This window comes from Komagataeibacter melomenusus (assembly GCF_013155395.1).
GTDB lineage: Bacteria > Pseudomonadota > Alphaproteobacteria > Acetobacterales > Acetobacteraceae > Komagataeibacter > Komagataeibacter melomenusus.
Window position 1 is genome coordinate 1 of sequence record NZ_JABJWC010000013.1, and the last position, 21,005, is coordinate 21,005.

Sequence of the window (21,005 nt, forward strand, 5' to 3'; positions counted from 1 at the left end):
GCCATCTGGTCCGGCGTTAACCCCGGACCAGATGGCCAACAGCAACGCCGTCAGAATGGCGGCATAACAACAACCGGGTATAGCTTATTCAAACCCAAAAACTGTCCGAACAGACGGGTCCACCTCTGCTGGGCAGGCGCTCCCAATGATCAACGGCCTCTGCCTTGCGACACGCCTCATGCTCGGCAAATTCGCGCAGATGGAATGCTTTAAGCAGATCGTGAGGTGCCAAATCGCGCCCTCGGGCATTTTGCGAATCAAAGAACTGAAATGCCTCGGAAATATCCTCGAGGACAAAGCAGACCACTTGACATTTATTGAGTAGAAAATCGATTTTCTGCTCATCAAATTCGGAGCGGGCCACTGTTCGATGCAACTCTAGATAATTTCGTCGGAGGTTTACCTCTGAAGCGCGGCTAGGGAAATGCGTCCGCTTCATAAAATCATGGATGGGCTCTCTTAATGCCTCAAGTTGTTGCCGAATATCTTGGCGCTGGAATTTGGTTACTTTCTCCTTTCTGTCTCGATTTTCTTCGTCCAACACCTCAATCAGCGCCTTGACAGTCAACATCAAAGTCAGGGTTCGTTGCTGACCATCGACGATATCGAGCTTTCCGTCTTTATCTGTGTGCTGATGAAACACCACAGAGCCCAATCGATAGGCGCTCTTGTTCTGATGGATAACCAGATCGGCAAGGAGATCAGTGATATTCCGCGCTCCCCAGCGATAAGGGCGTTGATACGTCGGAATAGAAAGTCGCGTCAAAGCCAAAAGTTGACGCACCGAAAGAACCTGATTGTTAATGTTTTCCATCATCATATCTTCTTAAAAAGCATTCGGCCAAAGAGGTAGTTCTGAGCGTACAAGACGCACAGTTAAATGAGTCTATAAGGCCATGATTTATAGAACACTTCTAGGTTGACCTGACTTGCAGCCGGAGGCAGTGCATATGATGCTGTCAAAGGTACCGGCAGTATGAATGGTTGCTTTTCCTTATCACTGCTCGAGAGTAGACACCCCGCTCTCCTGCCATGCCTGTCATCACTGTCATGCTGGGATAAGGAGATGGGATATGGCTTGGATAGGCTTCAATCCCTGACCAAAGCGCTTGATTGCCTCGCGGTCTTTCTCAAGCGCCCCATAAGACAGATACCGGACTTTCAGGTCGGCAATCCTGCTGAAGGCCGGCCGCCTCAACTGTTCCCGCACATCAGCTTCCCGCTTGTCTGGTGCCACAAGAAACAGGCCATCCAAGGCCTGCGCCTCTGACCCGAGAGCAAGATCCAGCATCCGCACGATGCCGGAATAAATGGTCGTTGAATGCTCGACTTCGAATGCTGCCACAATCCTGTGGCTTTCCCGGTCCAGCCACAGAACATCGATCAGCCGCACGGATTGCGCCCCTTGCGTTTCTGTTGTGAACCCAGGCAACACCGACAGGCAGCCATCTCCCAGCTTGCCGTCCCGCCATGGACGACTACGATCATTGGCCGCAATCCAGACATCGTAACCCAGGGAAAGCCCCAGATCGCGAAGCCAACCCTGAATCTCGGTATGGGTGTGATCCGTTTCCCGCTCTGCTGCCAGGATTCGGGCCTCTTTTGCGCTTTGCTCCCTCACCTGGTGAAGATCGGCTTCCCAGAGTTTCCGTGCTGTTTCGTTATCCTCGAGAGGCGGCGCTGAATAGCGTCCGCTTCCGAGGTCAAATAGCAGTCCTCCAATGGCGCCCAGATCATTGGACAGCAGCGAACGATAGGTCGCATTCAGCTTCAGGATACCCTGCCGCATGGCAAGATATTCCTCCCATCGCCCCAGCTTCACCTTTGATCCGGTCAAGGCGTTATAGCCCTTCACGATCGCCGTATTGAAAGGCGGCATGATCGTGGGATGCAGGAAATACAGCAGATTGGCGACAGCTGGTCCCAGTCCTTTTATCTTCCGGGCATCGATTGCATGAATGGCCGAAACCACATGCTCTTCGGTATTGCAGCACAGACAGGTATCAAGAAGCTGCCCGAATGCTTTCTGATTGGCAGGATTTTCGTAGATATCGGGAATGCGTAGCTTCGGCTTCCACAGGAACGCATGATCCGCTCCCTTGAATATCTGGCGCTGCTCAGCAATCGAATGGACGACCGTTTCTAGGGAGGAGCCGCGATAAGCGACCCCGAATGTGCCAGCGGTAATCTCGGCGACGACCTGCTGCAGACCACGGCGGATAGACCGGAAATTCTTGATACGCTCGTCCCACAGAAACCAGCTCTGATAAGTCCCTGTCGGATCGTCCCGCCAGCGAAGGATAAGGTCTCGAATAAGGTCGGTCATCAATCCGGAAACTAAAATTACATTCGCTTCTGAGCCTGATTGTAACAGCGGCTCACGTCAATAACGATAATCGCAAGTGGTTGCGCGGTATGATACCCCCGCTTTGAACTTATTTCCCCTAAGCCTGTGAAATTAAAACAGTTCTCTAGAAGATGACCTCAATTTACGCATAGCAAAACCCCGCTAAGCCGTTGACTTAGCGGGGTTTCAGAAATTGCAAGTGGTTGCGGGGGCAGGATTTGAACCTGCGGCCTTCAGGTTATGAGAAAGATTTTTTAGCCTACGCTGGCCAGCGCCCGCACCGACAGAATAGCGCCGGACCACGAAAACCCTTTGTTTTTCCTTGAAAAATAGCCCCGTCGGGATACGTCATTCGTTCACCGACTACGCTCGGTTGCGCTCTCATCTGTTTCCTATGTGTTTCCTACGGTGGAGGCGAGAATGGCCCGGCTCAACAAGAAAACCGTCACGGCGGCGACGCCCGAAGCAAAAGATTACTTCCTGTGGGATGACAGCATCCCGGCCTTTGCGGTCCGGGTCTGGCCATCGGGCCGCAAGGTCTACGTCATTCACTACCGCTCTGGCGGGAGGCTGCGGCGTTACACGATTGGCCAGCATGGCAGCCCGTGGACGGCGGATCTCGCCCGTGATGAAGCCATCAGGATCCTCGCACGGGTTCATACCGGGGAAAATCCGGCGGATAAACGGTCCGATGACCGCAAGGCCATGACTGTCGCGAGCTTCTCCAGACGCTTTCTCGACGAATATGTCGATGTCCACCTGAAACCCAGAACACGGGGAGAGTACAGGCGCTCGGTGGAACTGTTCATTGTCCCGAAATTCGGAAGCTGGCGGATGGCTGACCTTTCGCGAACTGAAGTCGTCGAATTCCATGGCAGTTTCCGGCATATCCCCTATCAGGCCAACCGAACGCTAGGCGTTCTGTCAAAGATGTTCAGCCTTGCCGATCTATGGGGTATCCGCCAGGACGGTGTGAATCCATGCCGGGGCGTCAAACGCTACCGGGAGGAAAGACGCGAGCGTTTCCTCACTAGAGAAGAGTATGCGCGCCTGGGAAGCAGCCTCGACGAGGCCGCCGAAGATATGCCCGAAGCGGCACTGGCCGTCCGTCTGCTTGCCCTCACGGGTTGCCGGTTGCGGGAAATCCAGACGCTCCAGTGGGCGCATGTCTGGCTGAATGAAGCCGAACTGCGCCTCCCCGACAGCAAAACCGGAGCAAAAACTGTTCAGTTGGGCACGGTCGCGGTTGATGTCCTGAAGGCCATCCCTCGCCTGCCCGACAATCCCTATGTCATCACCGGACGCAAGGCTGGCGAATATCTCACCGACCTGCAAAAGCCGTGGCGTCGTATCCGCAAGGCGGCAGGCCTGGATGGCGTTCGGCTCCACGATCTCCGTCATTCCTTTGCATCGGATGCCCTGGAGATGGGAGCGGACCTGACAATGATCGGCCGGATGCTGGGCCATAGCGACATCAAGACCACTTCCCGCTACGCCCACCTGAAGCGGGAAAATGTCAAACGCTCGACGGATCAGGTCGCCCAGCGCATTTCATCCGCGCTCACCGATGCAAGGATATAGGCCTGAATGCCGATGATACCCAATCAACAAACCGTCCGTCAGCATTGACCCGCGTTTTACGTCTCGGGAAGAACCAGCACATAGCTGGTGCTTCTTCCTCCTGCCGCCTCCCTGACCAGAATACCGCGCGATACGAGATCATTGATATCACGCAGGGCGGTATCCGGTGACGTCTTTGCAAGCTTCGCCCATTTGGATGAGGTTAGCTTACCCTCAAACCCATCGAGCAGACGGTTGAGCATGAGGCGTTGCCGGTCATTGATCGCCTGTCCGGCCAGATTGTCCCAGAAACGGGCCTTCTGAATGACTTTTCCCAAGACCAGTTCAGCGCGATCAAAGGCGCGATCCAGCGCTCCCAGAAACCAGTGCAGCCAGGACGTGATGTCCATATCCCCCTTCTGGGTAGCCTCAAGGATTGCGTAATAATCCTTCCGTTCCTGCCGGATCTGGGCCGACAGGCTGTAGAAACGCTGGTCCGTCTGTTCCGAACGCGCCAGCATGAGGTCACCGATGGCCCGTGCCATGCGCCCGTTTCCGTCCTCAAACGGATGAATGGTGACAAACCACAGGTGTGCGACGGCTGCCTTCAGCACAGGATCAAGCGCTTGCCCGGCATTGCACCAGTTGAGGAAGGCCTGCATCTCTGCGGGCACCCTGCTGGCTGTCGGCGCCTCATAATGAACCTTCTCCCGTCCGACCGCGCCAGACACGACCTGCATCGGGCCGGTTCTGTCATCACGCCACTCTCCGACCAGAATGCGTGCCATGCCGTTTCGGCCAGTGGGAAACAAAGCCGCATGCCAGGCGAACAGCCTCTCCTTGGTCAACGAATCGGCATAATGCCGGGTCGCATCCAGCATCATCTCCACGACGCCTTCAACATCCCGATCCACCTGCGCCAGCGCGCCGATATCCATGCCCAGTCGCCGGGCAATGGAAGAGCGCACCTGCTCACGATCGAGGTTTTCGCCCTCGATCTCGCTCGACTTGATGACATCTTCCGTCAGGGTCTGGAGCACGGCCTCCGACCGAAAGTCGAAGCCAAGGCTTTCCATACGACCCAGAAGGCGCCCCTGCCGGTGACGCACGGCGGCCAGTTCTTGGGAAATGCTATCCTTGTCCCACCGAAAGTCCGGCCAGTTTCCGTGCTGATAAATGTATCGCGCCATATTCCCTGCACTCCTTGCGGAGAATATGGCGCTTAATCACCGCAAACCGCAAGGCTATATCCGCATGATATGCGGTGAATAAATTCATTATCCCTGCACACATACTGGTCGAGCGCCTGACAGAGGAACTCCCGCTGCCTTTTCCACCTGTCCCGCAAAGCTGTGCCGCCTTTTGCACACCAGATCATCCTTCACCCTTCTTCCCGACGGAAAAATGACTGCAATACAGGGAGTGGAATGTCCGGTTCTGGCATAGAGCTCAAAATACCGGACATTCATTCGGACTGATGTGGGCTTTCAATTGTTCTCAATGAGAACAAGACCTGTAAACGATTTAGAGCGAGGCCCCCTGCCAGCTTGGGGGTTTTTAATTATAACTCCCACTCGATTGTTAATGGGAAGGACAACTAGGCACCTTACCTGACATGGATCAGATCGTGGTGATAAAGTTCTATACCATAAAAAATATCGTCTTCAGGAATTCTCACGCTGGTGTCTGTTTCTCGCACTACTGATACGTATTTTGGCGCTATGCTCAGAAATACAAAGCAACCAGATCAACTTGGTGCACCGTGTTCCCGCCCATCTGAAATTCCCCCATTTTTCTTCAGTTCAGAGAATTTTTCTGCCATCGTCGGATTGCCCTTCGTTAGCCGCTTGATCGTAACATCCTGAGCTTTGTTATTTGCAAGACGAAGATTTCTGTCTGCGCCAAGCAAGGCATCTTTCGTTTTTTGCAAATGGTCAATCGACTTGTCAATTTCATCGATTGCAGTTTGGAAACGTCGAGATGCTAAATCGTAGTTTTTACCAAACGCCGTCTTGAAGTCCTCAAGCTGATCCTCAAAGTTCGTCACATCAATGTTTTGCGCTTTTACGAGAGCGAGTTCCGATTTGTATTGGAGCGAATTTATTGCTGCGTTCCGCAGGAGCGTAATGATAGGAATAAAAAACTGTGGTCGGACAACATACATTTTCGGATAGCGATGGGATACATCTACAATCCCACTGTTGTACAGCTCACTGTCAGGCTCAAGCAATGAGACAAGAATCGCATACTCACACCCTTTCTCAATCCGATCTTTATCGAGCTCCTTAAAAAAATCCTCGTTCTTATTCTTTGTCGCCGTGTGATCGTTCTCATTCTTCATTTCGAACATGATCGAGACAATCTCCGTGCCAGCTTCATCTGAGTCACGAAAAATGTAGTCACCTTTACTGCCGGTCCGAACGTCGTTGTCCTTCTCGAAATACGCCCTCGGAAACGCAGTGGCGCGAATACGGTTGAACTCCGTCTCGCAATGTTGCTCTAGGGTTTCGCCAACCATTTTGGTAGACAAACGCGCCTTCATGTCCCGGAGTCGCTCAATCGCATCATCACGGTCTTTAATCTGCGTCTCATACTTGTCCTTGAGCGACTTCTCGGCAAGCTGTTTCTCAAGTTTGGATCGATCGAGGCCCGTTTTCAGTGCGTCGCGTTCCTTCTCGATCACGTTGACCGCCTCGGTAATCGCCAGCTTACGCTCAATCTGGGCAGCCTCTAATTGGGCCTTCAAACCTTGAATTTCTACATCCTTGGTAGCTGCAGCTTTATGTAGCTCGTTTGCAAGCTTGGCCTCGGCTAACTCATAGGAGGCTTGCTTGTCACGTTTCACTTGTTCAAGTTCATTCGCGAGCGTGTCACGTTCTTTCTCCACCTCTCCCAAGGCTTCTGCCACAGCGAGTTGCCGCGCCACATCAGCCGCATCAAGCTTGGATTTCAGATCCTGAACCTCAGCATCCTTAACTGCAGTTGCTCTTTGCAATTCGTTCAGTAGCTTTGTTTCAGCCAACTCGGCTGCAGCTTGTTTATCCCGTCTCGCCTGCTCAAGCTCGTTCGAGAGCAAATCACGCTCTTTTTCGACGATAGCTAGCGCTTCCGCCACAGCGAGTTGTCGGGCCACTTCACCAGCGTCGAGTTTGGCCTTCAGTTCTTGAATTTCGGCATTTTTGGCTGATGCAGCTTGTTGCAACTCGCTAGTCGCCTTGGTCTTGGCCAGTTCAAGAGCGTTCTGCTTGTCTTGTTCAGCCAACGCCAGACGCTCGTGCAACTGCGCTTCGAATTCGCTATCGTGAACTTGTTTAAGGATATCCGCATAACCAGACTCATCGATTTTAAAAGCCTTCCCACAGTGCGGACAAATAATCTCATGCATGCTTATTTACCTTCCACCTTTGTCAAGATTTTCCGATGCGTCGCCGGCGCCGTCCCTTCGCTCTTGAGAATGAAGGCGTCCAGCAAGCAAGTTGATTTTTAGCTAGGCTAGCTGCCATCTCTAGGATCGAGAATGATCCGCATTACCATTACGAAAATCCAGCTCTACTAGCTTTTATGAAGCTTCTTTCGCCAATAGCTGCATGTTGAGCGCGCTCGTGGCCAAACCCGCCCGGTCGAAGCGGTAACGCATGTAGGCCGAGATATCATCTTCATGAGAGGACACGACTAGCTGGCAATGCTTGAGTTCGCAACGGAGTAGGTCAGTCAGGGAGGCAACGTTCACTTCATCTAGAGATTGTGAAGGGTCATCGATGAGAATGAGCGGCACCTGTGCATAGACCTTGTTGAGGGATAGGAAGAAGGCAAGGCTGAGTGCGGACACTTGGCCAGAACTCATGGACATGACAGCGTCATGTTCAGACTTCTCGGCAGTCAGGAACCTCAACTGCGTACCTTCGCGGCTCTCGATAAACAGGCCCAGGCCACGCTGGTAGTTTTGGATCAGTCGGCCACTGTAGATATGGAATATGAACTCAATAGCTGAAATTGTCTGATCGGTATAATCTTGTTCGGTCTTCTTCAGCGTAATGCGGAGCTTTTCGACTTTACCTCGTGCTTTTTGTGCTGCCTGGGTTTCTTTTTCGATAAGCTCAACATCGGAAATACACTTTTGGAGCCTAGAATTTTGAGCTTCGTTGGCTTTGGTCGATATGTATTGTTCTTTGCCCTTCAGGTCTTCAGCCGTGATTATGTAGAAGTCCTGCAAATCTTTGAAGGCGCTGTTTGTTGTTTCTCGCCAGTCTTCTGGCAGGGCTAAAGCATCAGCTTCAACCTGTTTTTTATTTCTTAGTATCTCCTTGAGTGTTTCAAGTCGCTCATTCACTACGTCATCATTTTCCGTAAATGAGGCAGTAAATTGAATGTTGTCGCTTTGTAGATTCTCCAGCAGTTGGATTATTGCCGGGAGTCGAAGCTTAATTTTAGTCAGCGCTGCATGAAGATTGGGTTCAAATTTAGACGTAAGAATTTTCAGGCTGTCTTGTATATGGATGTCGATCGGCTTCAGCTCAGCATCCATAGCAGCAATAAGGTTTACTAAGTCCTTGCCGTCCTGGCCCAGTGAATCAGAGATCTGCTCAGTTCTTGCTTCAATGGCATCCACCATTGATTTGTGATCTCCCCAGTCAGCGCCACAAAGAGGACACAACTGATCGTCGAGGTGAGACTTTTCATATTCCTCAATCAGTTGCTTTTTCAGGCGTTCCAATTCAGCCACGACGTTCGTATTGGCGGTGCTTTTTTTGCGTAGGCTATTTCGGGCTTCAATTTGTGATTCAAACCATTCAAAGCGGCCATCTGCCCAGTTTGGTAGTGATCGGGCTTCTTCGAGCGTAATCGCCGTGGCACCGCGTTTGATGATACTTGCTGAACGTTCTAATTCATCAATCCCTTTTTTGATAGCATCAAGCTCATCAAGCTTGCCAAGGTCTTGACCAAACTGAGCCAGACTTTTCAGAGATTCCGCGTTACGATCAATGTTAGCATCGATGGTCTCGTTGTGAACCCTAGTTTTTATCGTGGCTTTGAGTGGCAGAAGGGCGATAATCTTGCGAACAGATTCCTGGTAAGCAGCATGGTCTGCCGCTGAATACGTTGAGAATAGAATCTCCTTATCCCACCCTGGTTGCAAATCGGTCGTCGATAGCTTTTTATATTCACCAATGCCTGCCTCTGCCTGCAATTTTCCTCTTAGGGTGGCTATCTCCTCGGTAAGTGATAAAAATTTCGCATTACGCTCAGGGTCCCTGATGTACTTTGTGAATTTATTGCAGATAGTGTCGCAGTTTTCGATCTCAGCTTCAATATCGCTAATATTAAATAGGTTTCCTAGTTTATCCTTGCGTTCATCTACTCGAGTATGTAGCAGCCGATTTTGTCCTTGTTCCAGATAGTTAAGGAATGAGAAATTCTCCCTAAAGTTTTTTCCGAACACTTCGTCAAGAAAATTGTCGTCCCGCTGATTATTTTTCGTGAAGTCAGATGATTCAAATTCCACCAACTCATAAAGCTTGAAATTTTCGTACTTGTCTGCACGATTGTTTGCCGGTTTTCTGAATATCGAAGCTGGGCAATGTCTGGCTAAAACAAGTTTGCGATCATCATTAATGAATTCAATCTTAATGCAAAGGGCGCTCTCACCAGAGCGATTATTCCAGAATAGATTGTCTGCGTAGTCTCTTTTTTTCTTAGTTAATATAGTAGAAAATAGGTTTTGTATTCGATTGATCTGTCCAGTAAGCAGCAGTTCGATGGCGTCGAATATGCTTGTTTTGCCATAACCGTTAGGGCCGTCCAGAGTTAACAAGGACGACTTGCCAAGATCCAAGTAAATATGCTTGAATGCTTTGAAGCTAGAGACTTCAATCTTGGATATTTTCCAGTTCATTGCGAATCATTTCCTTGATAAAATCGTCGGCGTTTTTGTCTGTAACTTTCTGGATAGTCAAATATGTATCGTTCAGGCCAGCTTCTGCAACGGCCTCAGCGGCTTGCAACCTCAAAGACACAAGGTTTCCCTGATGGCTAGGTAGCTCTAAAAAAGGAAGTTTGATAAATGTCTTTGCTGCGAAGCTGTACTGAGTAGGATTCAAAGGATTTTCTTTGTAGTCCAAAAATTCTTTTTTATCAGAAATTACGGATTCAAGTTTGTCGTAGGTGAAGTCAGTAAGGGCGCTTTCCTCTGCACTGCTGTAGTAGAGGACATATTTTTTATAAAAATGCGGGTCTTCCTCGATGGCGAAGATTTCTTCTTCGTGATCCTTGAATTCGGCCAGAACGTCAAGACGATGAATGCAGATCAAGTCGCAATTCTTCTTGAAGCTTGGGTTTCTGAGAAACTCTTCAGGGGCTAAGCGATTGATTCGGTTATTCAGCTCAGCTGGGTCAGGAAGGTCGTCTAAAGTATGTACGACTGCAAATCTGATGGCAGATCCAGATGCGCGAACATAAAAGCTCGTAATGTCCAGTTCACGTTTACTTACAAAGCCATGGGCAACAAGTGCTTCATCAATCAGTTGCTTTATCATTCAGGCGATCCTCCGCGTCATCTTTTGTTATTACGCTAATGCACAGCGACTTGGTGATATTGCTTTCAAGCTTTTCAGTGGCCTTTTTATTGTCGAAATCATCCGAGTTTGTGAATTTTGTATTGAAAGTGAATGAGGCTTCTGCTTTGCTCGCGATTAGATGGTTGTACTCAAAAAGTAGTCTCAGCAAATCCTCATTGTTTTTCATCTCCCGGATCATGTCAGATTCACAATCTTCGTTTTCATCTACGTCAAGAGCGGTAGGCGCGTAGAATCGATTTTCTCTGTCGAGATAGTGTGGAAGATGGTTGAATATGGGTTCCGCCGAAATAGCCTGGATGAGCTTGGTATATCGCCTGATATCGCTCGTCTGAACGTCTTGAAACCGCTCGGAGGGTTTCATCATTTGGCATAGGGTTTTCAATTCGTTGATATGGGTATCGCGAATGTGCTCGCACAGACGTCTGGCCCTCTCATAAGTGGCGTCATTCATGGTTGGCAGCATCTGATCCAGTCGTTCTTCTAGATGGGTTTGGAGCCTGGCCTTCAACTCAACCGCATAGTAGTCACGATTCTGATAGGGATTTTCGGCCACCAACTCCTCCCAGATATTTCTGGCATTGATGCGGCCCTCATATGCGGCTCTATTTTCTGAGATTCCGTCAACTTGATTCAGTTTGTGGTTATATATTGCCTTTGTGCTTATTTTTTCTGATAGTAGGCAGTAGTTAAAGTTTATAAGGTTATCACTAATGGTAATGGAGTTTTTCTCACATAACTTTCTTATAAGTTCTTTTGTTAGTACTTCAATTTCACCTAGTCCACAATGATAGTTGCTTCCGTATCGGTAAAACTTCACTGTTTCCCCGCTAGCACCCTTGTGATCGTCTGTATTGTCAAGCTCAACAGATACGTGGAAATAGCGGGGCGTTCCTTTGATTTTGTCGTATTCGATTAAAGTGGACTGCTCCAGCGCCTTGGTGTAACCGCTACGATATTTGCTTATCTTCGCTTTTACTTGATGCGCGGTATGTATTTTTCCATTTTTATAAATGGCGAAGTCGTCGCTACTGTCTAGCTGAAGTTCAAAATCTAAATCCCCATCGTGAATTAGCTTAAGGGAATGATATAGTGCTATCTTCCCTTGATAAACGAAGCCGCTCCACGAAGACACCGCGCTGGGCGGGTACTTTTCATCATCTTCTTGACTCATGCAAACTCCTTCCACCGTTACCAAACTGCTGACCTGTCCCTTTGGTTAGTCAGGCTCTCAAACTGCCTACCCAACTGCTCTAAGTCCACAACTCGGGTCAAACTTTGAGGGAGCGTATCCAACGCGTTGATTCATGGACATTCTCAGCATTGAAATCTTGACAAATATATTAACAACTCAGACTACCAAGAAAAATAAAGAAATTCGGTGGGTCTCTCTGTCCAGAAAACCACCGTTTAATGGATAGTCGAAGCTCATTTCCAGACTGTCGGCTATGCAGAAATCAAATCGCTATGTCGCCTGTCTGACATGAGGCGGATGCTGCCAGTCCGCTTCATTCACCGACAGCCATGGCCCCATAAATGATCACGTCCAGACGCAGTCTACTATCTGAAGTTCGAATGCCGTGCGCCAATCCCAATTTTATTGACAAAGATTAGCAAGGCTTGTCATCCTTGAGACTGGAGGCACCGATGGCAACAATGAACGTATCCCTGCCCGACCCCATGAAGGAATGGGTAGAGGCCCAGGCCAGGACGGGACGCTACAGCAATGCGAGCGACTATGTCCGCGACCTGATCCGGCGTGATCAGGAGGCCCGAGCGGCGCATGACGAGGTTCAGGCCCACATCACGGCCGGTCTTCATAGCGGCGTCGGGACCAGAAGCATGAAGCAGTTGCTGCAGGATGCTCGCGCGGCTGCCGGGACGACGGATGCCGACCTGTAGAAAGACACGGCGCGCCGAAGACGACATCATCAGCATCTACATTCAGGGTGTGAAGAAATACGGGCCACGGCAGGCCGAAATCTACCATGCAGGACTGGCAGACGCGTTCGACCTTATCGCCTCACATCCGCAGCTTGCGCCAGAACGTCGTGAGTTCGACCCACCGATACGGCTGCACCGTCATCGGGCTCACCATATCCTCGATCTCATTGACGACGACGGAGTTCTGATCGTCCGCGTGCTGCCCAGACTACGGCGCTGGGAGCGGCTTATGGACACAGACTGACGACGCTGCCACTACACGCCAAACCTGCTTTACCGTTCGCTGGAGACGCCTGTCGTTCCAGCTGCAGATGCTGGCTTTCTGCCCCGCCGCTGTTTCTGGAAGGCCCGATCAGTCTCCATGAAACGCCCGACCATAAGCGGCACCAGCCGGGCCGCATCGGGGATGGCATCTGCCGCCTCCCCTGCTTTTTCCGAGACCAGTTCAGCATACAGCAGTAGGTCACGATGTATCTCGGCTGGCAGTTCGATCGTCAGTTTGACCGGCCGGCTGTCAGGAATGGTGCTGATACGGAGTTTTGTCATGGTGCTGCTCCTTCATGCGGATGCCAGGGTTTCAAAACCAGATCGCGATTGACGATTAGGGTGAACGGCAGGCCCGGCCGGTCGGTCAGCGTGGGCTGGATATCCATACTGCGGTCGATCAGACGGTTTCCCACCATGGAAAACCCGTTGCTGGCACCGCTGCGGATCGCCTGAAGCAGGTTGTTCTCACCCCATGATGTCCCGGCTTCAGACCCGACGCTCAGCATGGTCGTCACCAGTGCAGCCCTGAAAAGCTGGCCCCAATGCTGGTCCACCATATCCTTGAGCCCGGTCTGGCCGATCGCATCGGCGCCCGGGATCCTGTCGAGCACAATGCTCTCACCATCGGGACGGATGAGACGGGTCCAGATCACCTGCGTGCGCTGCTGCCCGAAAGAGACGCTGCTGTTATAGGTGCCGAAAAGTGTACTGCCCTGCGGGACAAGCAGGTAGCGCCCGGTCGGGCTGTCATAGACGTTCTGCGTCACATGCCCGATCAGTTGCCCCGGCAGGTCCGAACTGACTTTCGAGTTGAGCGCGCCTGCGATGACTGTTCCCGCCTGAATGACGTATGGGGAAACAGGCTGCGTCAGGCGATCCGGGCTGATCGTGACGCGATCAGGCTGTCCTGCCAGAAAGGTGCGGTTGGCGGCCTGCCGATCATTTGTGCCCGCAGACGCAGCCGGAGCGTTATTCCCGGTTGAGGGCGACGCAGGGACAGGCACACTGTCCTGCCGCCCGGCGTCCTGAGTCTGCACGAACAGCTTGCTGGCGATGGCTGCCTCGACTTCCTGTTCGGCGCGCCGGTCACCCATACCGGAAACCGGTCCGGCCCTGCCTTCCTGCTGCGCCTTCAGGATCGGTCTGCCCAGATCACCGGGCAAAGGCGCCCCCAGTCTGGGCACGCCGGTATAATCCTTTGGCAGGCCATCAAGCCCATCGGCCGAGGGCCGCACATCGGAATCCTGCACGGCAGACGCTGGACCCTGCCAGGCGGAATTCTGCAGCGCGTAGCCCAGCGCCAGACCAATCCCGATCATACCCGTGCCCGCCAGTCCCCAGACAACATAGCGCGATAGACGCACGACACGCGGTCGTTCCGTCCGCAGGCGCAGATCGGGCGGCGATGGCGGGACCGCTGGGGATGCATTTTCTGTGCGACCTTCCCCGCTTTCGTCCCGGCGTTCTTCCTGCCCGTCCGTCATGTCCGCCGTCCATCTGTGCGGACGATGCGCACCCGCTGCTCGGAGTGCTTGTCGCCCAGACGCAGTTCGGCAGCAGCAAACAGGCGATCAACGATCATCCAGTTCTGCCGGACCCGGTAATTGACCAGTTCCGGCCCACCGTCCGCCCCGAGCACGAACAGAGGCGGCAGTTCCCCCTGCCCTATGCCTGCCGGAAAGGCGATATAGACCTTGTGGCCATCATCGAACGCCCGGCTGGGCAGCCAGGGCGGTGTGCCGCCTTTCACCGCCTGGATGGCGTAGCGGAAATTCAGCGCGTTGAGATCCAGCCCTGCATCCACAGGGGTAGCATCATCGGCCGCATTGTCCTGCCGATGCATGGCGATCAGGTCATCCTCGGGATAATCCCATGACACCGATGCCATATAGGTCGCAGGCGTAGAGCGCAGTTCCGCCAGATAAGTGCGCCGATCCGTGTTGACGATCAGATTGGTCGTGAGGTCCGGGCGGGTCGGCTTGACCAGGATATGGATGCGTTTGGTCGCCCCTGCCCCGCTTTCGGTATCGCCAATGATCCAGCGCACGGTATCCCCTGCCGCCACGGGTCCAGTGCCCACCAGCTTCTCCCCCTGCTGGAGCATGATGTCGGTGATTTCGCCGGGCGAGGCATAGACCTGATAGAGGGCGCCCGGACTGTAAGGATAGACCTGCACCGCATTGATGAACCCGGCCCGCGTGGGCTGGATGCGTGCCGCCAGATTGGCCTGCGTCACACGCGCTGTGGGGTCGGCGACCTCTGGGGACGGATGGACCGCACGTCGTGAGGGCAACAGCTTGAGCTGTCCCGGCAAGGGAAGCGGTTTCGGGACTTCCACCACCCGCACCGGTTTTGGCGGGTCCGGCAGACGCGTGGCCTGCACGGCGTCATCGTAGCGGATGACCGGCGGATGGTAATGCTGCGCGCATCCGGCCAGGGGCAGGATCAGCAGCGGCAAGACACGAAGAGCGCGACGGATCATTGGCCCAGTTCCTTCGACCAGTTGATGGCAGAGACAAAAACACCAAGGGGATTTTTCCGAAGATGGTCGGCATCACGTGGTGGGCTAAGCCGGACCGAGACAATCGCGGTCCAGCGCTCGGTGCCAACGAACGCCCCGTCGCGGAAATGGCGCTCGACCCAGGCGATCCGGAAACTCGCGGGCGACGCCCGAATGACGGACGACACGTCCAGTTCGACCTGCTCATGCCCGATGCGGGCAAAGGGATCGTTCTGACGGGCATAATCGTTGAGCGCCTGGGCACCGGACGTGGTGGTGAAAGCGTAGGCGCGCAGCCAGTCCTGCCGCACCACCACGGGATCGGAGGACAGGCTGCGGACATCCTCGATGAACCGGGCCAGATACCAGGCAATCTGCGGGTCGGTCGGCACATAGGCGGCTGTCGCAGGCGCCACGACCTGCGCCTCGCCCAGACGGTCCACCTGCACGACCCATGGCGTGATGGTGCCGCGTGCGGACTGCCAGACCAGCCCGGCCCCGAGGCCTGCAGACAGGAACAGCGAACCAAACGCCATCAGCCGCCAGTTGCGGGCCTGCACGCGGGCAGAACCGATGCGTTCATCCCAGATCTGGGCGGCTTTCTGATAGGGAGTAACCGGCTCCGGCGTCGTGCCGTAGCGCACCGTGGAGCGACGGAACATCGTTCTCATTCCTTTTCCGACAGATCGATTGAGGAAGATCCGCCCCCGCCATCGGCGGAGCGGATGACATGGGCGGCCTCGGCGGCATGGGTCGCCGCCTGCCGGCGCTTCATGCGGCTTGCCCAGCGCGGAGGCTCGCTGGCGGATGATGCTGACGAGGATGACCCCGTTCCGCCTCCCGATGCCCCCGTCTCAGCGGCGCCACCACTTGAACCGGTTGTCCGGCCACCAGTCGCGGTAAAGGCCGCCTTGCCGCCCGATGAGAAACTATCTTTCATGGCGCTGACGGCACTGGCGGCCTTATTTTTCACAGCGCCTGCAGCCGCAGACCCGGCCGCCCGGCCAATGCCGCCCACACCAGCAGCCATCCGGGCACCAGCGCTCCCGCCAGCCGCTGTCGCGGACCCGAGCGTGTAGGCTGTTGATGCAGCGCCTGCGACGGCCGCCCCTCCCCGCGCGGCTGCCGCCGTGGCGGCCAGGGCTGCCCCACCACCAGAAACAGCCGCGCCGACGCCCGCCACGGCAGCAGCCCCCATACCAGCGACGGCCATGCCCGTGCCGACAGCGGCTCCCGCACCAAGCTGGGGCGCGCCAGCGATCAGCCCGTTGGCCAGACTGCCCCCGAAAATCGCAAGGCCCACAATGGCCAGTGAGGCAATCACCACGGACAGGGCCTGCCCGACCGTGGGCTGCACATCGCCATAGGAGGTGGTAAACCGGCCGAACAACGTCGCGGCAATGCCGCTGATCACGGCCAGTACCATGACCTTCACGCCCGAGGAGACAACATTACCCATGACCTTTTCGGCGAGGAAAGCCGTGCGGTTGAACAGGGCAAACGGGATCAGCACAAACCCTGCCAACGTGGTCAGCTTGAATTCGATCAGGGCGACAAAGAACTGCCCGGCGTCCGGGCGACACCGCCCAGACCAGCCGCCATACGGGCACCGGCACTGCCACCGGCAGCATTCATGGCTCCCATGGAATAAGCGGTGTTGGCCGCACCCGCGATCGCGGCCCCTCCCCGCGCGGCGGCGGCTGTAGCGCCCAGCGCAGCGGCACCTCCGGAAATTGCGGCAGCGGGCGCGGCAACAGCGGCAGCACCCATGGCGCCAACCGCCATGCCGGTACCGACTGCCGCGCCCGCACCAAGCTGCGGGGCACCGGAAATCAGGCCATTGGCGATGCTGCCGCCATAAATGGCGAGCCCGACGATCGAAAGCGACGCCAGAACAACCGAGACGGCCTGGCCGATGGTCGGCACATCGCTGCCGTAGGAGATCGTAAACTGGGCGAACAGAACGGACGCGATGGCGGAAATGACCGCCAGCACCATGATCTTCACGCCCGACGAGACGACATTGCCCAGCACCTTCTCGGCAAGGAAAGCCGTGCGATTGAACAGGGCGAACGGAATCAGGATGAAACCCGCCAGCGTGGTCAGCTTGAACTCGATCAGCGCCACGAAAAGCTGCACGGCCAGAATGAAGAACGCGGCGAGCACAATCAGCCAGGACAGGCACAGCACGAAGATCTGGATGAAGTTCGTAAAGAAGGCGACCGGACCAAGGAGATTGTGGACAGCGTCCAGAAGCGGCTGCGCTGCCGTAAATCCGGTCGAGGCCAGTCGGCCGGGCCGCAGGAAGTCTCCAAGCGCCAGACTGCCACCGCCGACCTTCAGTCCGAGGGCCGCAAAGCTGTCGAAGACGATTTTCGAGAGCGCATCGAAATCATTGATGATCCAGGCGAAGAACCCGATATAGAGCGTCTTCTTCACCAGACGCTGGATAATGTCCTCATCCGCCGCCCAGGCCCAGAACAGGCCGGCAAGAGCAATGTCCAGCACAGACAGAGTGCCTGCCAGCGAGATCACATTCCCCTTCACCAGACCGAACCCCGTATCGATGGTGGTGGTGAAGGTGTTCAGAAAGGTATCGATAACGCCGACATCGTTCATGGTCATGGTGGTCAGTTCCCGCTGCTGCCGAACATGGACACCGAAGTCGGGCTATAGGCGTTATATTGGGAAAAATGCTGATACTGCACTTCGCTTTCGGCTTCCGTCGCTGCATCGCGGGCCTGTTGCAGGGCGGTGGCGCGGCCATTAGCGGCAAGTTCGGCCTGAATGTCGGACAATTGTCGGGACTGTAGCGCGAGAAGCTGATTGCCAGCCTGCGCCGCCTGCAGGGCACCTGTGGAATCCTGGCTGGCCGAAACAAGCTGGGTCATGGCACTGCTGTCGGAAGGAATATTCCCCACAACACGCGCCTGCAGTTTCAGAGCATCTTCAAAGCCGCCTACGGAATTCTGCCATCGTGTCTGCGCCTGGCTGAACAGGGCGCTGTCGGACATGCCCGATGAGACCGACGTATAGGACTGCTGGTACTGCTGCTCGACGGACTGGACGCTGTAGGCAATGTTCTGCGCCTGCGCGAGCAGTGCCGTGGTCTGGGAAATCGTCGATTGCAGCGTCGAGAGAGTCGATAGCGGCAGGCTCGCCAGATTACGTCCCTGATTGACCAGCATCTGTGCCTGGTTGGCCAGCGAGGTGATCTGATTATCGATCTGCTGGAGGGTCCGTGCCGCAATGAGAACATTCTGGACATGGTTGGCTCCGTCATACACCGCCCATTGTGCCCGGGCCTGTGGAACGCCAAGCGACAGCAGGGCCGCCGTACCGCAGAGAAAGACCACCTGCCTCATGACACAGATCCTTCCCGCAGAAGGTCGGCGGCCCACGCCACGCCGCGTGCCTCGAACCAGGCTGGGAGAAAACCGTCCCGCCCATGTTCCGCCAGCACACTGTCGATCAGCCGGTGATCGTCCTTGCCGGATGCCGCGCACAGGGCGAGTGCCACTGGCCCCAGCCCCAGTTCGAACAGGCGGTTGCCGCGCTGTGTCTGGCAGTAATATTCCCGCTTCGAGGCCGCGCGGGCGATGATGGCGATCTGCCGGTCGTTGAGGCCGAAGTCCTGATAGAGCGCCATGATCTGCGGCTCGATAGCGCGCTCGTTGGGCAGGAAGATCCGCGTCGGGCAGCTTTCGATCACAGCCGGCGCGATGCGGGAATTGGCAATGTCGGACAGGGACTGCGTGGCGAAAATGACGCTGGCGTTCTTCTTGCGCAGCGTTTTCAGCCATTCCCGAAGCTGGCCGGCAAAATCCCCGTCGTCCAGGACCAGCCAGCCCTCATCAATGACCAGCAGCGTCGGGCGGCCATCCAGTCGGCCCTCAATGCGGTGAAACAGATAGGACAGCACGGATGATGCAGCGCCGGAGCCGATCAGCCCCTCGGTTTCGAACACCACGACATCGCCGTCGCCCAGCCGCTCTGCGTCCGCGTCGAGCAGGCGGCCATAGGGACCACCCAGGCAGTATGGCGCCATTGCCTGCTTCAGGGCGTTGGACTGAAGGAGTGCGATCAGACCTGAGATCGTGCGTTCATGGCTGGGCGACGACGCCAGGGAATTCAGGGCCGACCAAAGGTGAGACTTCACATCCGGGGTCAGCGCCACGCCCTCGCCGACAAGGATCTGGCCGAGCCATTCGCTGGCCCATTTTCGCTCATCCGGATCATCAATCCGCGCCAGCGGCTGGAGCGATACACTGCCACCCTGTTCTCCCGACAGATCAGCGTCTGTCAGCCCACCGCCGAGATCATGCCAGTCCCCACCCGTCGCCAGCGTCGCGGCCCGCATCGAACCGCCGAAATCAAAGGCAAAAATCTGCGATCCCGCATAGCGACGGAACTGGAGCGCCATCAACGCCAGCAGGACTGATTTGCCGGCTCCTGTCGGTCCTGCGATCAGCGTGTGACCCACATCGCCGACATGCAGGGAAAACCGGAACGGTGTGGCACCCGCCGTCCTGCCATAGAAAAGCGGCGCTGCCCTGAAATGCCCGTCCTGCTCCGGCCCCGCCCACACGGCGGAGAGCGGGATCATATGGGCCAGATTCAGTGTCGAAACCGGGGGCTGACGCACATTGGCGTAGACATGGCCGGGTAATGACCCCAGCCATGCCTCCACCGCATTCAGGCTTTCCGTCATGCAGGTGAAGTCACGGCCCTGAATGATCTTTTCCACGAGACGGAGCTTTTCGGCCGCGATGCTGGCGCTACCATCCCAGACCGTAACGGTCGCGGTGATATAGGCCTGCCCGACATCGTCAGCACCAAGGGACTGCAAAGCCAGATCGGCGTCGGCCGCCTTGTTGGCAGCATCATTATCCACGAGGACCGAAGCCTCGTTGGTCATGACCTCGCGGACAATGGCAGCAATACTCTTGCGCTTTGCAAACCATTGCCGCCGGATCTTCGTCAGAACCTTGGTGGCGTCGGTCTTGTCGAGCAGGATGGCGCGGGTGGACCAGCGATAGGGCATCGCCAGTCGGTTCAGATCGTCGAGGATTCCGGGGAAGGTGCGGCTCGGAAAACCGGTGATTGTCAGGGTTTTCAGATACGCATCGCCGAGTTTCGGTTCCAGCCCGCCCGAGAGCGGCTGATCCACCAGCAGCGCATCAAGGTGCATCGGAATTTCCGGCACGCGGACGCGCTGCTGCCGGGTGGAAATGGTCGAATGCAGGTAGGTCAGGGTCTCCCCGTCATCGAGCCAGACGGCCTCGGGCATGAACCCATCCAGCAGGGCAAGAAGCCGGTCACTACGATCAATGAAGGAATTCAATATGCCGTGCGGATCAGGCCCCTCGCGCTCCCTGCCCTCGTAGAGAAACCGTGCTGCCCGGTTCGAGGATTCCGCCGGCGGCAACCAGACAAGGGTCAGGAAATACCGGCTCTCGAAATGGGCGCCCTCGTCCTCGAACTGTTCGCGCCGTTCCAGATCGACCATCTGGCTGGCCGCATCGGCAAAATCACTCTCGGGATACACTGTCGCGGGGACGCGCTGCGCTTCCACGAACACGGCCCAGCCGGAACCCAGACGGCGCAGGGCGTTGTTCAGCCGACCCGTCACGCCGACCAGTTCGGCAGGCGTGGCGCTATCCAGATCGGGGCCACGGATGCGCGCCGTGCGCTGGAATGAACCGTCCTTGTTCAGGACGACACCTTTTTCGACCAGCGCGGCCCATGGCAGGAAATCGGACAGGAGGGCGGCACGATTACGATATTCGCCAAGGGACATCATGGCCCTGCCCTC

At 55.4% G+C, this 21,005-nt stretch carries 17 protein-coding genes and 1 pseudogene; 3 read left to right on the forward strand and 15 right to left on the reverse strand.

What is annotated here, in order from left to right:
- Nucleotides 1-88 precede the first annotated feature (88 nt).
- Nucleotides 89-820, reverse strand: coding sequence for a DUF262 domain-containing protein (locus HNW77_RS06935; RefSeq protein WP_196781828.1), 732 nt, complete (start codon nt 818-820; stop codon nt 89-91).
- A 228-nt stretch (nt 821-1,048) separates the two neighbouring features.
- On the reverse strand, nt 1,049-2,326 hold the full coding sequence (locus tag HNW77_RS06940; RefSeq protein WP_172156402.1) for a type II restriction endonuclease: 1,278 nt from the start codon (nt 2,324-2,326) through the stop codon (nt 1,049-1,051).
- A 441-nt stretch (nt 2,327-2,767) separates the two neighbouring features.
- Between HNW77_RS06940 and HNW77_RS06945 the strand changes: the two genes are divergently transcribed.
- Nucleotides 2,768-3,928: a tyrosine-type recombinase/integrase gene (locus HNW77_RS06945; RefSeq protein ID WP_172156404.1), complete on the forward strand. Its 1,161-nt coding sequence runs from the start codon at nt 2,768-2,770 to the stop codon at nt 3,926-3,928.
- A gap of 56 nt (nt 3,929-3,984) precedes the next feature.
- Here HNW77_RS06945 and HNW77_RS06950 read toward each other — a convergent pair whose 3' ends face one another.
- The 5 genes from HNW77_RS06950 to HNW77_RS06970 all read right to left on the reverse strand — a co-directional run bounded on the left by HNW77_RS06950 (nt 3,985) and on the right by HNW77_RS06970 (nt 11,653).
- Nucleotides 3,985-5,097: a Fic family protein gene (locus HNW77_RS06950; protein ID WP_172156406.1), complete on the reverse strand. Its 1,113-nt coding sequence runs from the start codon at nt 5,095-5,097 to the stop codon at nt 3,985-3,987.
- A gap of 557 nt (nt 5,098-5,654) precedes the next feature.
- Nucleotides 5,655-7,292 carry a DUF2130 domain-containing protein gene (locus HNW77_RS06955; protein ID WP_196781829.1) on the reverse strand — a complete coding sequence of 546 codons (1,638 nt, stop codon included), beginning with the start codon at nt 7,290-7,292 and terminating at the stop codon, nt 5,655-5,657.
- Between the two features lie 174 nt (nt 7,293-7,466).
- Entirely contained in the window at nt 7,467-9,800 is a 2,334-nt protein-coding gene (locus tag HNW77_RS06960; RefSeq protein ID WP_172156407.1) for an AAA family ATPase, read from the reverse strand.
- Nucleotides 9,775-10,440: an ABC-three component system middle component 1 gene (locus HNW77_RS06965; protein ID WP_172156409.1), complete on the reverse strand. Its 666-nt coding sequence runs from the start codon at nt 10,438-10,440 to the stop codon at nt 9,775-9,777. The genes HNW77_RS06960 and HNW77_RS06965 overlap by 26 nt, the downstream gene beginning before the upstream one ends.
- On the reverse strand, nt 10,421-11,653 hold the full coding sequence (locus tag HNW77_RS06970) for an ABC-three component system protein (protein WP_172156411.1): 1,233 nt from the start codon (nt 11,651-11,653) through the stop codon (nt 10,421-10,423). The genes HNW77_RS06965 and HNW77_RS06970 overlap by 20 nt, the downstream gene beginning before the upstream one ends.
- Nucleotides 11,654-12,126: 473 nt before the next feature.
- Here HNW77_RS06970 and HNW77_RS06975 point away from each other — a divergent pair, with 473 nt between their 5' ends.
- Both HNW77_RS06975 and HNW77_RS06980 read left to right on the forward strand, forming a co-directional pair.
- Nucleotides 12,127-12,381 (forward strand): type II toxin-antitoxin system ParD family antitoxin, encoded by a 255-nt coding sequence (locus tag HNW77_RS06975; protein WP_172156413.1) that lies wholly within the window; start codon nt 12,127-12,129, stop codon nt 12,379-12,381.
- Nucleotides 12,341-12,667 carry a type II toxin-antitoxin system RelE/ParE family toxin gene (locus HNW77_RS06980; protein ID WP_241694340.1) on the forward strand — a complete coding sequence of 109 codons (327 nt, stop codon included), beginning with the start codon at nt 12,341-12,343 and terminating at the stop codon, nt 12,665-12,667. Before HNW77_RS06975 ends, HNW77_RS06980 begins: the two co-directional genes overlap by 41 nt.
- 29 nt (nt 12,668-12,696) lie before the next feature.
- On the opposite strand, the gene HNW77_RS06985 is transcribed toward HNW77_RS06980, so the two are convergent.
- The 8 genes and pseudogenes from HNW77_RS06985 to trbE form a co-directional block, all read right to left on the reverse strand.
- Complete coding sequence (locus HNW77_RS06985) at nt 12,697-12,969, reverse strand: DUF2274 domain-containing protein (RefSeq protein ID WP_172156415.1); 273 nt, start codon at nt 12,967-12,969, stop codon at nt 12,697-12,699.
- Nucleotides 12,966-14,174: a TrbI/VirB10 family protein gene (locus HNW77_RS06990; protein WP_172156417.1), complete on the reverse strand. Its 1,209-nt coding sequence runs from the start codon at nt 14,172-14,174 to the stop codon at nt 12,966-12,968. The genes HNW77_RS06985 and HNW77_RS06990 overlap by 4 nt, the downstream gene beginning before the upstream one ends.
- Nucleotides 14,171-15,172, reverse strand: coding sequence for a P-type conjugative transfer protein TrbG (gene trbG, locus HNW77_RS06995; protein WP_172156419.1), 1,002 nt, complete (start codon nt 15,170-15,172; stop codon nt 14,171-14,173). The genes HNW77_RS06990 and trbG overlap by 4 nt, the downstream gene beginning before the upstream one ends.
- On the reverse strand, nt 15,169-15,852 hold the full coding sequence (gene trbF, locus HNW77_RS07000; RefSeq protein WP_172156420.1) for a conjugal transfer protein TrbF: 684 nt from the start codon (nt 15,850-15,852) through the stop codon (nt 15,169-15,171). The genes trbG and trbF overlap by 4 nt, the downstream gene beginning before the upstream one ends.
- A gap of 5 nt (nt 15,853-15,857) precedes the next feature.
- Complete coding sequence (locus tag HNW77_RS07005) at nt 15,858-16,703, reverse strand: type IV secretion system protein (protein ID WP_276592082.1); 846 nt, start codon at nt 16,701-16,703, stop codon at nt 15,858-15,860.
- A 44-nt stretch (nt 16,704-16,747) separates the two neighbouring features.
- Nucleotides 16,748-17,815 (reverse strand): annotated as a pseudogene (gene trbL / locus HNW77_RS07010) (P-type conjugative transfer protein TrbL); the annotation flags it as partial.
- A gap of 5 nt (nt 17,816-17,820) precedes the next feature.
- Nucleotides 17,821-18,555, reverse strand: coding sequence for a P-type conjugative transfer protein TrbJ (trbJ, locus tag HNW77_RS07015; protein ID WP_172156422.1), 735 nt, complete (start codon nt 18,553-18,555; stop codon nt 17,821-17,823).
- Complete coding sequence (trbE, locus tag HNW77_RS07020; RefSeq protein WP_172156424.1) at nt 18,552-20,993, reverse strand: conjugal transfer protein TrbE; 2,442 nt, start codon at nt 20,991-20,993, stop codon at nt 18,552-18,554. The genes trbJ and trbE overlap by 4 nt, the downstream gene beginning before the upstream one ends.
- Nucleotides 20,994-21,005: the final 12 nt, after the last annotated feature.

Coding starts and splice junctions, on each gene's coding strand:
- HNW77_RS06935 (WP_196781828.1), bottom strand. CDS start 820: ATGATGATGGAAAACATTAACAATCAGGTTCTTTCGGTGCGTCAACTT.
- HNW77_RS06940 (WP_172156402.1), bottom strand. CDS start 2,326: ATGACCGACCTTATTCGAGACCTTATCCTTCGCTGGCGGGACGATCCG.
- HNW77_RS06945 (WP_172156404.1), top strand. CDS start 2,768: ATGGCCCGGCTCAACAAGAAAACCGTCACGGCGGCGACGCCCGAAGCA.
- HNW77_RS06950 (WP_172156406.1), bottom strand. CDS start 5,097: ATGGCGCGATACATTTATCAGCACGGAAACTGGCCGGACTTTCGGTGG.
- HNW77_RS06955 (WP_196781829.1), bottom strand. CDS start 7,292: ATGCATGAGATTATTTGTCCGCACTGTGGGAAGGCTTTTAAAATCGAT.
- HNW77_RS06960 (WP_172156407.1), bottom strand. CDS start 9,800: ATGAACTGGAAAATATCCAAGATTGAAGTCTCTAGCTTCAAAGCATTC.
- HNW77_RS06965 (WP_172156409.1), bottom strand. CDS start 10,440: ATGATAAAGCAACTGATTGATGAAGCACTTGTTGCCCATGGCTTTGTA.
- HNW77_RS06970 (WP_172156411.1), bottom strand. CDS start 11,653: ATGAGTCAAGAAGATGATGAAAAGTACCCGCCCAGCGCGGTGTCTTCG.
- HNW77_RS06975 (WP_172156413.1), top strand. CDS start 12,127: ATGGCAACAATGAACGTATCCCTGCCCGACCCCATGAAGGAATGGGTA.
- HNW77_RS06980 (WP_241694340.1), top strand. CDS start 12,341: ATGCTCGCGCGGCTGCCGGGACGACGGATGCCGACCTGTAGAAAGACA.
- HNW77_RS06985 (WP_172156415.1), bottom strand. CDS start 12,969: ATGACAAAACTCCGTATCAGCACCATTCCTGACAGCCGGCCGGTCAAA.
- HNW77_RS06990 (WP_172156417.1), bottom strand. CDS start 14,174: ATGACGGACGGGCAGGAAGAACGCCGGGACGAAAGCGGGGAAGGTCGC.
- trbG (WP_172156419.1), bottom strand. CDS start 15,172: ATGATCCGTCGCGCTCTTCGTGTCTTGCCGCTGCTGATCCTGCCCCTG.
- trbF (WP_172156420.1), bottom strand. CDS start 15,852: ATGTTCCGTCGCTCCACGGTGCGCTACGGCACGACGCCGGAGCCGGTT.
- trbJ (WP_172156422.1), bottom strand. CDS start 18,555: ATGAGGCAGGTGGTCTTTCTCTGCGGTACGGCGGCCCTGCTGTCGCTT.
- trbE (WP_172156424.1), bottom strand. CDS start 20,993: ATGATGTCCCTTGGCGAATATCGTAATCGTGCCGCCCTCCTGTCCGAT.